11 protein-coding genes are annotated in these 14,267 nt (G+C 66.8%); 4 read left to right on the forward strand and 7 right to left on the reverse strand.

Annotated elements, in window-relative coordinates; translation table 11 throughout:
* Positions 1–68 precede the first annotated feature (68 nt).
* Complete coding sequence (locus QUV18_RS02580; protein WP_300891790.1) at positions 69–1,355, forward strand: ABC transporter substrate-binding protein; 1,287 nt, start codon at positions 69–71, stop codon at positions 1,353–1,355.
* Between the two features lie 142 nt (positions 1,356–1,497).
* Here the strand turns inward: QUV18_RS02580 and QUV18_RS02585 are convergent, their stop codons facing one another.
* Positions 1,498–2,001 carry a CoxG family protein gene (locus tag QUV18_RS02585; protein WP_300891792.1) on the reverse strand — a complete coding sequence of 168 codons (504 nt, stop codon included), beginning with the start codon at positions 1,999–2,001 and terminating at the stop codon, positions 1,498–1,500.
* A gap of 155 nt (positions 2,002–2,156) precedes the next feature.
* Here QUV18_RS02585 and QUV18_RS02590 point away from each other — a divergent pair, with 155 nt between their 5' ends.
* Positions 2,157–3,143, forward strand: a complete 987-nt coding sequence (locus QUV18_RS02590; RefSeq protein ID WP_300891794.1) for a DMT family transporter — start codon at positions 2,157–2,159, stop codon at positions 3,141–3,143.
* Between the two features lie 261 nt (positions 3,144–3,404).
* Entirely contained in the window at positions 3,405–4,496 is a 1,092-nt protein-coding gene (locus QUV18_RS02595) for a CaiB/BaiF CoA-transferase family protein (protein ID WP_300891796.1), read from the forward strand.
* A 64-nt stretch (positions 4,497–4,560) separates the two neighbouring features.
* On the opposite strand, the gene QUV18_RS02600 is transcribed toward QUV18_RS02595, so the two are convergent.
* Positions 4,561–5,898: an FAD-linked oxidase C-terminal domain-containing protein gene (locus QUV18_RS02600; RefSeq protein ID WP_300892040.1), complete on the reverse strand. Its 1,338-nt coding sequence runs from the start codon at positions 5,896–5,898 to the stop codon at positions 4,561–4,563.
* A 195-nt stretch (positions 5,899–6,093) separates the two neighbouring features.
* Between QUV18_RS02600 and QUV18_RS02605 the strand changes: the two genes are divergently transcribed.
* Positions 6,094–7,230, forward strand: coding sequence for an acyl-CoA dehydrogenase family protein (locus tag QUV18_RS02605; protein ID WP_300891798.1), 1,137 nt, complete (start codon positions 6,094–6,096; stop codon positions 7,228–7,230).
* 3 nt (positions 7,231–7,233) lie between these two features.
* On the opposite strand, the gene QUV18_RS02610 is transcribed toward QUV18_RS02605, so the two are convergent.
* The 5 genes from QUV18_RS02610 to QUV18_RS02630 all read right to left on the reverse strand — a co-directional run bounded on the left by QUV18_RS02610 (position 7,234) and on the right by QUV18_RS02630 (position 14,266).
* Positions 7,234–8,820: a TRAP transporter large permease subunit gene (locus QUV18_RS02610; RefSeq protein ID WP_300891800.1), complete on the reverse strand. Its 1,587-nt coding sequence runs from the start codon at positions 8,818–8,820 to the stop codon at positions 7,234–7,236.
* Positions 8,817–9,356 (reverse strand): TRAP transporter small permease subunit, encoded by a 540-nt coding sequence (locus QUV18_RS02615; protein ID WP_300891802.1) that lies wholly within the window; start codon positions 9,354–9,356, stop codon positions 8,817–8,819. Before QUV18_RS02615 ends, QUV18_RS02610 begins: the two co-directional genes overlap by 4 nt.
* A gap of 20 nt (positions 9,357–9,376) precedes the next feature.
* Complete coding sequence (locus QUV18_RS02620) at positions 9,377–10,087, reverse strand: alanyl-tRNA editing protein (RefSeq protein ID WP_300891804.1); 711 nt, start codon at positions 10,085–10,087, stop codon at positions 9,377–9,379.
* A gap of 9 nt (positions 10,088–10,096) precedes the next feature.
* On the reverse strand, positions 10,097–13,450 hold the full coding sequence (locus QUV18_RS02625) for an indolepyruvate ferredoxin oxidoreductase family protein (protein ID WP_300891807.1): 3,354 nt from the start codon (positions 13,448–13,450) through the stop codon (positions 10,097–10,099).
* Positions 13,451–13,522: 72 nt separating this feature from the next.
* Positions 13,523–14,266 carry an SDR family oxidoreductase gene (locus QUV18_RS02630; protein WP_300891808.1) on the reverse strand — a complete coding sequence of 248 codons (744 nt, stop codon included), beginning with the start codon at positions 14,264–14,266 and terminating at the stop codon, positions 13,523–13,525.
* Position 14,267 lies beyond the last annotated feature (1 nt).

Genomic DNA, 14,267 nt, shown 5'->3' on the forward strand with positions numbered 1-14,267 from the left:
AGCAAGGCACTGGACAAACGGCCTGACCCTTCGCAGGATCGAGTCAATCCAAACAGGGAGAGCTTGCAATGACCAAACTCATCAAGGGCACGACGCGCCGCGGCGCGCTGAAGACACTGGCGGGGGGTGCCGCCGGCGCGGCGAGCCTGCCGCTCTGGGCGCGGTTCGCCGAGGCGCAGACATCCGAGCCGATCAAGGTGGGCTTCCAGGTGCACCGCACCGGCATCGGCGCCGCCTATGGCCGCTGGTACGACCGCACCACACAAGCCGCCGCCAAGCTGATCAACGAGAATGGCGGGATCAATGGCCGGATGATCGAGATCGTCGCCGAGGATGACGGCACCGACCCCAAGCGCGGCGCCGAGGTGGTGGAGAAATTCGCCAACCAGCATGGCTGTGACGTGGGATTCGGCACGCTGTTTTCGCACGTGGTGATCGGCTCGGCCCCGCGGGCGGGCGAGCTGAAGCTGCCCTACTTCGTGGTGTCCGAAGGGCATCACGTGGCCAGCGGCATGCTCAACCGCTACACGCTGCAGCCCGGCATCACGGACGTGAAAAGCCAGGTGCAGGCGATGGCGCCCTACGTGTCGGAGAACCTGGGCAAGAAGGTCACGATGGTCTTCCCCGACTTCGCCTTCGGCCACGATCACCGCGATTTCTTCACCGCCGCGATCGAGGAACAGGGCGGCGAGGTGCTGGAGCATATCGCCATCCCGCCGTCGGAGACGAGCTTCACCAAGTATTTCCCCAAGATCCCGCGCGAAACGGAAGTTCTGTACCACGTGATGGTGGGGCCCGCCGTGCTGACCTTCGTGAAGGAGCTGGGCGAGTTCTTCGGGCCGAGCCGGCCGGAGGTGTTCGGCTTCATCGACAGCCTCGAGGCGGTGGACATGGCGAGCCCCGGGCTGGAATATCTCGACGGCACCTATTTCTGGGAGGGCAACCCGCGCCACGCGCAGGAGGACCAGACCGAGTTCGACAAGTTCTTCCGCGAGAAGGTGGGCGTGGACGAGCGCGGCGCGTCGGTCAGCGATGCGAGCGACGTGTCGACCTATGCCCACATGTTCGGCTGCTGGGAGACGCTGCATATCCTGAAGGCCGGAATGGAAGCCGCCGATTACAAGGGGCCCGACGACCGGCCCGCGCTGATCGAGGCGGTGGAGGCGATGACCGACATGCCCGAATCGAACGAGCATCCGCAGGGGGCGAAACGGTTCAACGGCAAGACCCACCAAGTGTTCGGGCACCAGTATATCAGCCGGGTCGAGGATGGGTTCCTCAAGCGGGTGCACAGCACCTCGATCGAGGACACGCTGTACCCCGACGAGGTGGATTACACGACGCAGTCGTTCTGAGGCGGCGTTCGGTAACGGATCGGGGCGCGCCTTCGGGGGCGCCCTTTTCATTGGTTGAGGCGGGGGGAGCCGAAATCTTCAAATGATTTCGGTCCGCTTTCTTTTCAAGAAAGCGGTACCGGCGCCAAACGCATGGAAAAACTCAGGAAATCAGCCGCTTCAGCCAGCCCTTCTTCTCGGCCTCGGCCTCTTCATCCTCGTCCTTCGGACCCTCGATCACCTCTTCGAGACGGGTGAAGAACTGGTCGGCCATCTTCTTGGCGAAGCCGTCGACGATCCGGCTGCCGAGCTGGGCAAGCTTGCCGCCCACTTTCGCCTCGACATCGTAGGACAGAAGCGTGCCGCCCTCGTTCTCGGTCAGGCGCACTGCCGCGCTGCCCTTGGCGAAGCCCGCGGCCCCGCCCTTGCCCTCGCCCGTCAGGGTCAGCTTCTCGGGCTTCTCCATTTCCGAGAAGGTCACCGTGCCCTTGAAGGTCGCCTTCACCGGGCCGACCTTCTGGGTGACCGTCGCCTCGAACCCCTCCTCGGGCGAGCCGGTGACATCCTGGGCGCCGGGCACGCATTCCTTAAGCACGTCGGGGCTGGTCAGCGCGTTCCAGACGGTTTCGCGGTCGGCGCTGATCTGCTTTTCGTCACTCATCTTCATGGCGGCGGCTCCCTCCTGTCACGCTGTCGGGGGCGAGCGTAGCGCAGCGCCGGGGCGGGGCCAAGGGCGCGCCGCGCATCCATGTGGCGGAATGTCGCAATTGAGGATGGAGCGCCCTGCCCGCCCGTGCTACGGCATCTGGGAAAGGACATCTCATGTCAGGGACAGCACGGCTTCAAAACCCTTCGGCGGGCATCGGATTCATCTTGCTGGCGATTGTCGCGCTGTCCGGGAACGACGTGCTGATCAAGTTCCTCTCCGGCGGCTACCCGTTGCACCAGATGGTGTTCTGCCGCTCGGCCATCGGCATCGCCTTCAGCCTTGTCATCCTGCAGTTCGAGGGTGGCTGGACGCTTCTGCGCACCGCCACGCCGGGGCTGCATGCGCTGCGCTGCCTGATGATCATCTTCGCCAACATGACCTATTTCGCCGCGCTGGCCGTGCTGCCGCTGGCGGAGGCGACGGCGGTGTTCTTCGTGGCGCCGCTGATGATCACCCTGCTGTCGATCCCGCTTCTGGGCGAGAAGGTCGGGCCGCTCAGGATCGGCGCCGTGGTGGTGGGGCTGGTGGGCGTGATCATCATGACCCGGCCGTGGGAAAGCGATGCCTCGCGCGACGTGTCGCTGTGGGTCTACCTGCTGCCGATCATCGCGGCGCTGGCCTATGCGCTGAACCAGGTGCTGACGCGGAAGCTGGGGGTGAGTTCCAAGGCCTCGGCGATGGCGATCTATATCCAGGTGGGGTTCATCATCGTCAGCGGGCTGTTCTGGCTGGTGGCGGGGGACGGGCGTTTTGCCGCCGGGGTGGAGAACGGGAGCCTTGTTTTCCTGCTCAGGGCGTGGGTCTGGCCGGAAGGTCAGGACGTGTGGCTGTTCCTGGCGCTGGGGGTCAACTCGGCCATCGTGGGCTATTGCCTGAGCGCCGCCTACCGGATTGCCGATGCCGCGACGATTGCGCCGTTCGAGTATACGGGCCTGCCGCTGGCGATCCTGTGGGGCTGGCTGGTGTGGGGCGAGTTTCCCGGGCCGGTGGTGATGGCCGGGATCGCGCTGATCCTGGGCGCGGGGCTGTTCGTGTTCCTGCGGGAGCGGCAGAAGAAGCGGTACGTGGTGACGCGGAAGCGGCTGCACCGGCGGTTCTGACCGGGGCGGTTCGGCCTTGGCCCGCGAATCAGGGTTAATGCCTTGATTTCGCTGAAGAAGCCCAGGTCGGTATCTTGTCGGTATTACGTCGGTATTACGTCGGTGTTTTTCACGGTGCGAGGCCGGGTTTATGTGGCGTTCGATGGGGGGTGCCACGAGATGTTGCGTGGTGCGCAACGGGGGTGGCGGGGCATTGGTTGAAAGGGCATTCCCCCTTGCCCAGCCCTCCGCTACCCTCTGCCGGGAAAGTGGGAGGCGCACATGCTGGAAGGCGTTCGGATCGTGGAGGTCGAGGGGCTGGGCCCCGGCCCGTTTGCGGGGATGATGCTGGCCGACATGGGCGCGGAGGTGATCGTAATCCATCGCCCGGCCTCGACCAACCCCACGGGCAGCGGACCCTCCCTGCTCGACCGGGGCAAACGCTCCATCACGCTCGACCTGAAGGATGCGGCCGACCTGGAGACCGCCCGCGCGCTCATCACCTCGGCCGATGCGCTGATCGAAGGCTTCCGCCCCGGGGTGATGGAACGGCTGGGTCTCGGCCCCGAGACCTTCGCGGAGAGCAACCCGAAGCTTGTCTATGGTCGAATGACCGGCTGGGGCCAGAGCGGGCCGCGCGCGATGACTGCCGGGCATGACCTCAACTACATCGCCACCTCGGGCGCGCTGTGGTACGCGGGCGCGCCGGGCGATGCGCCGGTCACGCCGCCGACGCTGGTGGGGGACGTGGGCGGCGGGGCGCTCTACCTCGTGGCTGGGCTTCTGGCGGGGATCCTCAATGCCGGGCGCACCGGGCAGGGCACGGTGGTCGATGCCGCCATCGTCGACGGCTCGGCCCACATGATGGCGCTGCTGATGTCGATGGCGCCGTCGGGCAACACTGTCACCGAGCGGGGGCAGAGCCTGCTGGACGGGGCGCATTGGTGCCGGACCTATGCCTGTGCCGACGGCGAATGGCTCAGCGTGCAGTGCCTCGAGCCGAAATTCCATGCCGAGTTCCTGTCGCTGATGGGGCTGAAAGACGATCCGGCCTTCGCCGAGCAGTATGACCGTGCGCAATGGCCCGGCCAATGCGCCCGCCTTGCCGCGATCTTTGCCGAGAAACCCGTGGCCCACTGGGCCGCGCTTTTCGAGGGGTCCGACGCCTGTGTCGCGCCGGTCCTGTCGCCGGAGGCGGCGGCGCAGGATCCCCACATGCAGGCCCGCGCCACGTGGTCCGAGGCCGGAGGCACCCTGCAACCGGCCCCTGCCCCGCGCTTTGATGATGCCGTGCCCACCCCCGCCGCCCCGCCAGAGCGCGGCGCCGACAGCGACGCCATCCGCAAGGAGCTCGACGAGAGGGGGCTGATCTGATGGCGGGACATGGTCGGAGTGAGAGGATTCGAACCTCCGCCCCTGCCTTTCGAAGGCGCGTGCTCTAAAAGATCTTGCCTGGGTTCATGATCCCCAAGGGATCCAACGCGACCTTGATCGCCGACATATACTCGGTCGAGTCGCCGAGTTCGCGCCTAAGCGCATCTTGTTTTCCTTGGCCGATCCCGTGCTCTCCGGTGCATGTTCCATCCATGCTCATGGCGAGATTGGCCAACCAACTGGCAAAGTCGAGGCCCAACTTCTTCTCGGATGTGCTGTCGGGATCGAGCAATACCAGCATATGGAAATTGCCGTCCCCGACATGCCCGACTGTCGGGGCCAAGAGGCCAAGGCGCTGTGCCTCGGCCCCTGCAAGGCTGACACACTCGGAAAGTCTGGACAGCGGAACACAGACGTCTGTTGTATAGGCGAGACAACCGGGCCGCATTCGGAGGGCGGCCCACCATGCATCGTGGCGTGCCTGCCAAAGCTTGTTGCACTCCTCCGGCGCATCGACCGAAACAAGGTCGGTGGCGCCGTAGTCGGATACGATCTCTTCAAAGTTTTTCAGTTGCTCGGCGACGCTTGCGGGCGAACCGTGGAACTCGACCAGCAGAATCGGCTGCTCGGGCAGTCCGGTATCCGAGTAGGCGTTGATCGCGCCCACTGTCAGTGCATCCATCAATTCCATCCTGGCGAGCGGGAGGCCAAATTGGATTGACGCGATCGCAGCGTCGCAGGCTGCCTCGATACTCGGGAAATGGCATCTCGCAACGGCAATCGCTTCGGGAATGCCGTGCAGGCGCAAAGTCAGCTTCGTGATGATTCCAAGTGTCCCCTCTGCTCCGACCAACAGCCTGGTCAGATCATAGCCGGTTGCCGTCTTTCTCGCGCGGTTCGCGGTGCGGATGATCCGGCCATCCGGCATCACGGCTTCCAGGGCCAGCACGTTGTCCTTCATCGTACCGTACCTGACCGCGTTCGTGCCCGAGGCGCGGGTCGAGGCCATGCCACCGAGCGTCGCGTCCGCGCCCGGGTCGATCGGAAAGAAAAGTCCCTGATCACGAAGGGCGAGATTCAATGCCTTACGCGTGATTCCAGGTTCGACTGTACAGTCCAAATCGCGCGCGCCGATGCGCAGCACGCGGTTCATGCGCGTCATGTCCAGGCAAACGCCACCGAACGGGGCATTGACCTGCCCTTCGACCGACGTGCCGGCGCCAAACGGGATGATCGGGACCCCCAGTTCTCCGCAGACACTGACAACAAACGCAACCTCTTCGGCCGTTTCCGGAAAGATCACGAGATCAGGAGGTTCGGGCGGCACCCACGATGCCGTATTGGCATGCTGAGAGCGCAGGGTCGGGTTTGCGGAAAGCCGCTCCTTGAGGCGATCGCGCAAAGCGGCCGTCACTTGATCGATCTTTATTGGTCGTTGCACGGCAGCCTCCGGTCCCTTGCCGCGAGAGAACCGAACAAGGACCGGCACTGTATTGGCAAAAATTGGACCGCGCCCTCCTCACACCGATCAAGAAAATCCAATCCATGCCTCTGCTTGAAGTTTAGACCCGGAAGGACGCAACGATGGAGACCCTGGATGCTGCCGAACGAAGAACAGTTAGCTGTGCGGGACATGGCCTCGCGGTTTGCACGCGACGAGCTTGTCCCGAAGGCAGCAGATTGGGATCGCGACCGGGTTTTCCCGAAGGACGTGTTTCGTCAGATGGGCGCCCTTGGTTTCCTGGGGATGCTGGTCCCCGAGGAGCATGGCGGCGCAATAACCGACCATGTCGCCTATGCGCTCGCACTGGAAGAAGTCGCAGCCGGATGCGGCGCGGTGTCCACGGTGATGTCCGTGCACAATTCCGTCGCCTGCGTACCGGTCCTGCGCTACGGGACCGAAGCGCAGAAATCCGAATGGCTGGAGCCGATGGCCAGAGGCGAAGCACTTGGCGCCTTCTGCCTGACCGAACCGCATGCCGGATCCGACGCCTCGGCCCTGCGGACACGGGCGCGGCGGACCAATACGGGATGGGTCCTGGACGGGGTGAAACAGTTCATCACCTCGGGCGCCAATGCCGACGTCGCGATCGTCTTTGCCGTCACCGATCCCGATGCGGACAAGCGGGGCATTTCCGCGTTTATCGTTCCGACCTCGACGCCGGGATACCGGGTTGCCTCGGTCGAGCGGAAGCTGGGACAGCATCTTTCGGACACCGCGCAGATCGTGTTCGAAGGGATGGAGTTGCCGCAGGAGGCGTTGTTGGGCACTGAGGGCGAGGGGTACCGGATTGCGCTTTCGAACCTCGAAGGCGGGCGTATCGGGATCGGGGCGCAGGCGGTCGGCATGGCACGCGCGGCGCTGGGGGCCGCGCTGGCCTATTCGCAGGAACGGACCAGCATGGGATCAAAGCTGATCGACCATCAGGCCGTCGCGTTTCGCCTTGCCGACATGGCGACCGAGGTGGAGGCGGCTCGTCAACTGGTTCTTCATGCCGCCGACCTGCGGAATGCCGGGCAGCCGGCGTTGCAGGCGGCGTCGATGGCCAAACTGTTCGCGTCGGAAATGGCGGAACGGGTCACGTCGGCCGCGATCCAGTGCTTCGGCGGGTACGGCTACGTCGAGGATTACCCCGTCGGCCGAATCTGGCGCGATGTTCGGGTCTGCCAGATCTACGAGGGCACGAGCGATGTGCAGCGCATGGTCATCGCCCGCAGTCTGGCCGCCGGTTGACGCCTAGAGTTCGGGCAGCTGGATCGAGGCCGGGCTGACCGGCGCGGGCGGGTCGGGCATGTGCCTGACGATGCCGGGCCAGATGATGATCGCCGCGATCACCGCCATGTTGATCGCCACGAAGACAAGCGAGCCGCGATAGATTTCGGCGGTCGAGACACCCTCGCTGCCTGTCCTGGCCGGCGCGACCGAGCGCAGGAAGAACAGCGAAAAGCCGAAAGGCGGCGTCAGGAACGAGGTCTGCAGGTTCAGGCTGAGGATGATGCCGAACCAGATCGGGTCGATGCCGAGCGCCTTGGCGGGACCGACGAGCAAGGGCACGAGGATGAAGGCGATTTCGAAGAAGTCGAGGAAGCAGCCGAGGATAAAGACAAGAAGCGTGACGAAGATCAGGAAACCCGTGGTTTCCCCCGGCAGGGAGAGCAGCAGTTGTTCGATCCAGACGTTGCCGCCGATGCCGTAGAACGTCAGCCCGAAGACCCGCGCCCCGATCAGGATGAACATCACGAAGGCCGACAGGCGCGCCGTTGCGGTCAGCGCATGGCGCAGCAGGTTGAGCGTCAGCTTGCGCCGCAGCGCCGCGAGAAACAAAGCCCCCGTGGCCCCCATGGCGCCGCCTTCGGTCGGTGTCGCGATGCCGAGGAAGATGGTTCCGAGCACAAGAAAGATCAGTGTCAGCGGCGGGATCAGGACCTGGATCGCCTCGAACGCCAGGGGGGAGAGCCACGGACGCGCGAGTCTTCGATCGAAGGCAGCATAGACAAGCAGCGCGGCGACGGCGGCGGCCCCGGCGGTGACGAGGCGAAGCTCGGGTGTCATCGTGGCCGGCAGGACATGCCGCAGCCCGATGCCGAGCGCCGTTGCGGCGGCGAAGGCAAGGATCAGCGAGGTCAGGCCGCCGCGAAACCGGCGCGCCTCGGGCGGCAGGGCCGGAAGCCAGTGCGGGCGGATCAGTGAAACAGCCAGGATCACCAGGGCGTAGAGCGCGATCAGCAGCGCAGACGGCGCCAGCGCCCCGCGATACATCGCGCCCACGGACTGGCCCAGCTGGTCGGCCATCACGATCAGCACCAGCGACGGCGGCAGGATCTGCGCCAGCGTGCCAGACGCGGCGATGACCCCCGAGGCGAAGGCGGGCCGGTAGCCGTAGCGCAGCATCACCGGCAGGGAGATCAGCCCCATGGCGATGACCGAAGCAGCGACGATTCCGGTGGTCGCCGCCAGCAACGCCCCGACGAAAAGCACCGCATAGGCCACGCCGCCGCGCAGGGGGCCAAAGATCTGGCCCGCCGTTTCCAGCAGGTCTTCTGCCATGCCGGTGCGTTCGAGGATCATGCCGAGGAAAGTGAAGAACGGGATCGCCAGCAACGTCTCGTTCGACATGATGCCGAAGATCCGTTCGGGGTGGGACTGCAGGAGTATCCATGACAGGTGGATCTCGGGCGATATCTCGCCCAGCCCGACGCCGATGGCAAAGAAGATCAGCCCGCCCGCGGCCAGGGTCAGCGCCACGGGATAGCCCAGAAGCAGCGCGCCCATGACCGAAAGGAACATCACCGGGGCCAGATTGTGGGTCAGAAGCTCGATCATGTCCGCGCGGCTCCGGGGCGGGAGAGGACGGTGCGGACGAGCTCCGCCAGCGCCTGCAGGGTCAGCAGGGCGAAGCCGGCCAGGATCAGCATCTTGGCAGGCCACAGGGGCAGGCCGCCCGCGCTGGCGGACACCTCTCCGGACCGGAGCGAGCGGAGCGCCCAGGGTGCGCAGAGCCATAGCATCAGCAGACAGAAAGGCAGCAGCGCAATCAGGTGCCCGGCAAGGTCGATCCGCCACCGGGCGCGGTCCGAGAAGCGTCCGGCAAGGACGTCGATCCGGACATGTTCGCCACGCTGAAGCACCCATGGCGCGGCCAGCATGAAGACCGCTCCGAAAAGATACCATTGCAGTTCCAGCAGCCCGTTCGAGGCCCGCGGCAACGGCAGCCAGTCCGGCAGACCGTTGCCGAGGAAGCGCACAAGCGCGTTGTAGGCCGACACCAGTACGGCCAGCAGGACAAGCCAACTCACCGCCTCTCCGCAGGCGGCGGTCAGCCGGTCGACCGCGGTCACGGCGGCCCGTAACAGCCTCATCTCTCCCCCCTTTCGCCGCATCAGGACATCAGCCCGATCCGGATGCGCCGGTTCTGCCGACCCTTGTTTTCCACCTTCAGGACGCGCACCGGGCGGATCGCGCCGGTGTCGGTGACATGCGTTCCGCCGCAGGCCTGCCGGTCCAGCCCCGCGATCTCGATCACGCGGATCATGCCGTCCTCGGTCGGCGGCGGGGCCACGGATTTCGACCGGATCAGTCCCGGTTCCGCTTCAGCTTCGGCGCGGTCGACGTAGAGTGCGCGGACAGGTAGAGCCTGGCGCCGCACCTCTGCAATTGCGCCCTCCAGCGCGCGCAGGCGGTCGTTGTCGGCGCCCGGCAGGTCGAAGTCGAGCCGCGCCGTCCCGTCGCCTGCCAGCTGTGCGCCGGTCACCAGCGCCCCGTCGAAGTCGCGGAAGACCAGCGCGTTGAGGATATGGGTGGCGGTATGCAGCTCGCTCATCAGGCGACGGAAGTCCGGGTCGACGTCAAGCGTCACCTCGCGCTCTGCCCCAAGGTCTTCCGCCAGGGTCAGCCAGGGGCTATGGCCGATGCCGATCTCTGCGATCTCGGTGCTGCGCCCGCCGACGGTCGCGGTGCCCCGGTCGGCAGGCTGGCCGCCGCCGCCGGGATAGAACGGGCTGGATGCGACGCGAATGCGTGGGCCGTCGTATTCCAGAACCTCGGTGTCATGCGACAGATGCGCGGGGTTGTGATGATAGATCGGGAACATACCGTGTCCTCAGGCGCTGTCGACAAACAAGGGCAGGCGGGCAGACCATTCATTCTCGACCCGCGCCAGAGCCGCAGCCTTGACCGGACCGTAGCCGCGCACCTCGCCGCCGAGCCGGAGAAGCGCCACGGCCTCATCCGCCTTTTCTTCGGTGACCGTCGCGGCGAGCGCGGCGATGATCCCCTCGTACCGGGCGATCAGGTCACGCTCCGCGCGGCGTTCGTGGGTTCGCCCAAAGGGATCGAACGGGGTACCGCGCAGGGCCTTGCCGTGCCGCAGCAGGCGGAACCCGGTGGTCATCCAGGCCCCGAAGGCCCTCTTTTTCGGACGGCCCCGCGAGTCGGTTCCCGGCAGCATCGGCGGGGCGAGGTGATAGCGCAGACGCGTGGTTCCGCCGGTCTGTGCGGCGATCCGCGCGGGCAGGTCCGACGCGGCGTGCAGGCGGGCGACCTCGTATTCGTCCTTGTAGGCCATGATCCGGTAAAGCGCCTGTGCCGCCGTCGCCCGCAGGGCGGCGCGGGTGTCGGCCGCGACGGCGGCGCTGTCCAGGGGGGCAAGCGCGGCGCGGTATCGGGCGGCGTAGGCGGCGTTCTGGTACGCGGTCAGCCGAGTCGCATAGTCTTCGACCGTCAGCGGCGGTGCCGGGGTGTAGAGGCCGGCAGTGGCCCGCGTGGCCGCCGGATCGGCGGCGAAACGGCGGCCGATGCGGAAGGCGGCGAGGTTGAGATCCACCGCCGTGCCGACTGCGCGGATCGCAGCCTCGATGGTGTCGGGCGGCAGGGGCAGGGCGCCGGTCTGCACCGCGTGACCCAGCAGGATTGCATTCGCGCCGATCGTGTCGCCCAGCAGGGCATCGGCAAGGGCGGTCGCGGGCACGCGGGCGACATTGTCGCCGAACCGCGCGGCCAGGGTCCGGTCGATCTGGTCGGCCGGCAGCTCGTAATCCGGGTCACGCACGAAATCGGCCGAGGGGGCGACATCGGCCTCGACGCACGCGCGTGTGGCGGGACCGCACAGGCGCAGCACGTCGTCGCCCGCCGTCACAAGCGCGTCGGCCCCGATCAGCAGGTCGGCTTCCCCGGCGACGATGCGCATGGCGGTCACGTCCATGCCCTCGGGCGCCAGCCGGATCTGGCTGACCACCGGGCCGCCCTTCTGCGCGAGCCCAATCATGTCGAGTACGTTGACCTTGCGCCCCGCGAGCCCGGCCGCGCGTCCGATGACCGCGCCAAGCGACACGACCCCGGTGCCGCCGGTTCCGGCGATGACGAGGTCATGCGGGATCGAGGTGTCAGACGCCGGAGGCGGCGGGAGGTCCACTTCCGGCACCGCCCTCGCGGCGAACGTCGCGACCGGGTCGACCTCGACCGTCACGAAGCTGGGACAGAAACCTTTCAGGCATGAGTAGTCGAGATTGCAGGCCGACTGGTCGACCGTCCGTTTCGTGCCGAGCGGCGTGGCGAGCGGCCGGATCGCGACGCAGTTCGACTGCACGCCGCAGTCGCCACAACCCTCGCAGACATCCGGGTCTATGAAGACCCGCTGGCGGGGCGTCTCGATCAGTCCGCGCTTACGCTTGCGGCGCTTTTCGGTCGCGCAGCCCTGGTCGTAGACGATGACTGTCATGCCTTGCGTGGCGCGGAATTCCTTCTGGACGGTGTCGAGCGTGTCGCGGTGATGCAGGGTCGTGCCGGGGGTCAGCGTCACACCCCTATAACGCGCCAAGTCTTCGGTCACGACTGCGACCTTGCGGGCTTTTTCGGCCCAGACCTGCGCGACGATGGCAGGCACATCGAGCCCGCCCTCGTTCGTCTGCCCGCCGGTCATCGCGACGGCGTCGTTGAAGAGGATCTTGTAGGTGATGTTCACCCCGGCCGCCGCCGCCGCGCGGATGGCCAGCAGACCGGAGTGGTTGTAGGTGCCGTCGCCGAGATTGGCAAAAACGTGATCGGTACCGACAAAGGGCGCCTGTCCGATCCACCCCGTGCCTTCACCGCCCATCTGGGAATAGAAGCCGGTTTCACGATCCATCCACTGGGCCATGAAGTGGCACCCGATGCCGGCCAGCGCGCGGCTGCCATCCGGCACACGGGTCGAGGTGGAATGCGGGCAGCCGGCGCAGAAATAGGGCGTCCGGCGGGGCAGGGTCGAAATCTGGGGCACAGCGCGGCGGGCCGACAACCGCGCCGAGATCGCGGCGCCGTCAGGCAGGGCGCGGGCGGCGATAGCAGCGGCGATGATCAGGGCATCGAGGTCGCCGGTTTCGGGAAAAAGCTCTTGGTCGTGGCGGTCGCGGCGGCCTTCGACAGTCGGGCGGGCGGGGGCGTTGTAAAGCGCCGCGCGGACCTGGTCCTCGAGGATGGCGGCCTTCTCCTCGACCACGAGGATGGCGTCGAGCCCCTGAGCAAATTCACGGATCGCCTGCGCATCCAGCGGCCAGACCAGCCCGGCCTTGAAGATCCGCACTTCGGCCTCGGCGCCCTCGTCGGCGATCTCGGCAAGTGCCTGCCGGGTGTCGAGCCAGGATTTGCCCGCCGTCACGATGCCGAGCCGCGGCGCACGGCCGCGCGTTTCCACCCGGTTCAGGCCGTTGGCGCGGGCAAAGGATACGGCCGCCGGCAGACGGTGACGGATGAGCCGCGCCTCCTGCTCCTGTGGGGTGTCGGTGGCGCGGATCGACACGCCCTCCGCCGGAAGAACCACATCGTTGGGGGTCACCGGCGGCGGCATCGTGCCGCCGGCGATCACCGGGGCGGAGGCGTCCATCGTGTCGATCAGGCACTTGAGTCCGACCCAGACCCCGGCAAAGCGCGACATCCCGATCCCGGCAAGGCCGTAGTCGATCACCTCCTGCACCGTCGCGGGGAACAGCAGCGGCATGCCGACATGCCGCGCAATCAGGTCCGACCAGTTGGGCAGGGTCGAGGATTTGCAGGTGTGATCGTCGCCCAGCAGCGCCAGCACCCCGCCGCGCGGTGCGGTGCCCGCGTGGTTGGCATGGCGCAGCGCGTCGGTGGCCCGGTCGACACCCGGGGCCTTGGCGTACCAGTAGCCGGTGACGCCGTCGTAGTCGGTCGGATCGGCAAGGCCCACCTGCTGGCTGCCCCAGACGGCGGTCGCGGCCAGTTCTTCGTTCAGGCCGGGCTGAAACACGACGTCCTCGACCCCCTTGATCCGCTTGGTCAGCGTCCGGTCGAAGCCCGACAGCGGCGACCCCCGATAGCCTGAACAGAAGGCGCCGGTCCGGTGCCCGTCCGCATGATCGCGGGCGATCTGCAGGGGCGGCAGTTCGGCCAGTGCCTCGACGCCGTTCAGGTACCGGATCTCTTCGGCCCCCGGCATCGGGTCCTTCTCGCGCTGCATGGTTCTTCTTCCTCCGGTCGTTCTCTTGGGGATAGGGCGCATGCGCGTTCGGGTATTGGCGAAAAATTGGGCCTAGAACGTGGTGCGGCACAGACCGCCGTCGACCAGCAGGCTCTGGCCGGTGATAAAGCCCGACCGCTGGCCGCAGAGAAAGGTGCAGGCGGCGGCGAATTCTTCGGGGGTGCCGGCGCGGCCCATGGGCACCTGGGCGATCAGCATGTCCGCAACAGGGCCGAGTTCGGCGACACGTTCGGTCAGGATCGGCCCCGGCAGGACGCAGTTGAGCGTGACACCCTGCGCCGCCACCTTTCGCGCGACCCCGGCGATGTAACCGGTAAGCGCAAGCCGAGGCGCGGTCGAGAGATCGAGGTCCAGGACCGGCTGGCGCACGGCGACCGAGGTGATCGCGACCACCCGGCCCCAGCCTCGCGCGGCCATACCGGGGACAATGGCGCGGATCAGCGCCTCGGCCGAAAGGAAGGTCGTGGCGAAAGCGTTGTCCCAGTCATCCCGCGTCAGCGCCTCGTAGCCGCGCGACGGCGGACCGCCGGCGTTGGTGACCAGGATATCGGGGGCGGGACAGGCGTCCAGCGCGGCCTCGATCCCGTGGGGTGTGGCCAGGTCTGCGACGCAGGTCACGGGCCTGTGGCCGGTGTCCCCGCCGATCCGGTCCGCCGCCGCGTCCAGCGTATCGGCCGAGCGGGCGAGGAGCGTGATCTCCGCGCCCTCCCGCGCGAGGTCCAGCGCGCAGGCATAACCCAGCCCCCGCGAGCCGCCGCAGACCAGGGCACGGCGTCCAGCCAGGTTCAGATCCATG

It is taken from the genome of Roseovarius sp. (genome assembly GCF_030373445.1).
GTDB lineage: Bacteria > Pseudomonadota > Alphaproteobacteria > Rhodobacterales > Rhodobacteraceae > Roseovarius.

Bases quoted from the DNA above. Each gene is read 5' to 3' on its own strand.
- QUV18_RS02580 (WP_300891790.1), top strand. From the start codon at position 69: ATGACCAAACTCATCAAGGGCACGACGCGCCGCGGCGCGCTGAAGACA.
- QUV18_RS02585 (WP_300891792.1), bottom strand. From the start codon at position 2,001: ATGAAGATGAGTGACGAAAAGCAGATCAGCGCCGACCGCGAAACCGTC.
- QUV18_RS02590 (WP_300891794.1), top strand. From the start codon at position 2,157: ATGTCAGGGACAGCACGGCTTCAAAACCCTTCGGCGGGCATCGGATTC.
- QUV18_RS02595 (WP_300891796.1), top strand. From the start codon at position 3,405: ATGCTGGAAGGCGTTCGGATCGTGGAGGTCGAGGGGCTGGGCCCCGGC.
- QUV18_RS02605 (WP_300891798.1), top strand. From the start codon at position 6,094: ATGCTGCCGAACGAAGAACAGTTAGCTGTGCGGGACATGGCCTCGCGG.
- QUV18_RS02610 (WP_300891800.1), bottom strand. From the start codon at position 8,820: ATGATCGAGCTTCTGACCCACAATCTGGCCCCGGTGATGTTCCTTTCG.
- QUV18_RS02615 (WP_300891802.1), bottom strand. From the start codon at position 9,356: ATGAGGCTGTTACGGGCCGCCGTGACCGCGGTCGACCGGCTGACCGCC.
- QUV18_RS02620 (WP_300891804.1), bottom strand. From the start codon at position 10,087: ATGTTCCCGATCTATCATCACAACCCCGCGCATCTGTCGCATGACACC.
- QUV18_RS02625 (WP_300891807.1), bottom strand. From the start codon at position 13,450: ATGCAGCGCGAGAAGGACCCGATGCCGGGGGCCGAAGAGATCCGGTAC.
- QUV18_RS02630 (WP_300891808.1), bottom strand. From the start codon at position 14,266: ATGGATCTGAACCTGGCTGGACGCCGTGCCCTGGTCTGCGGCGGCTCG.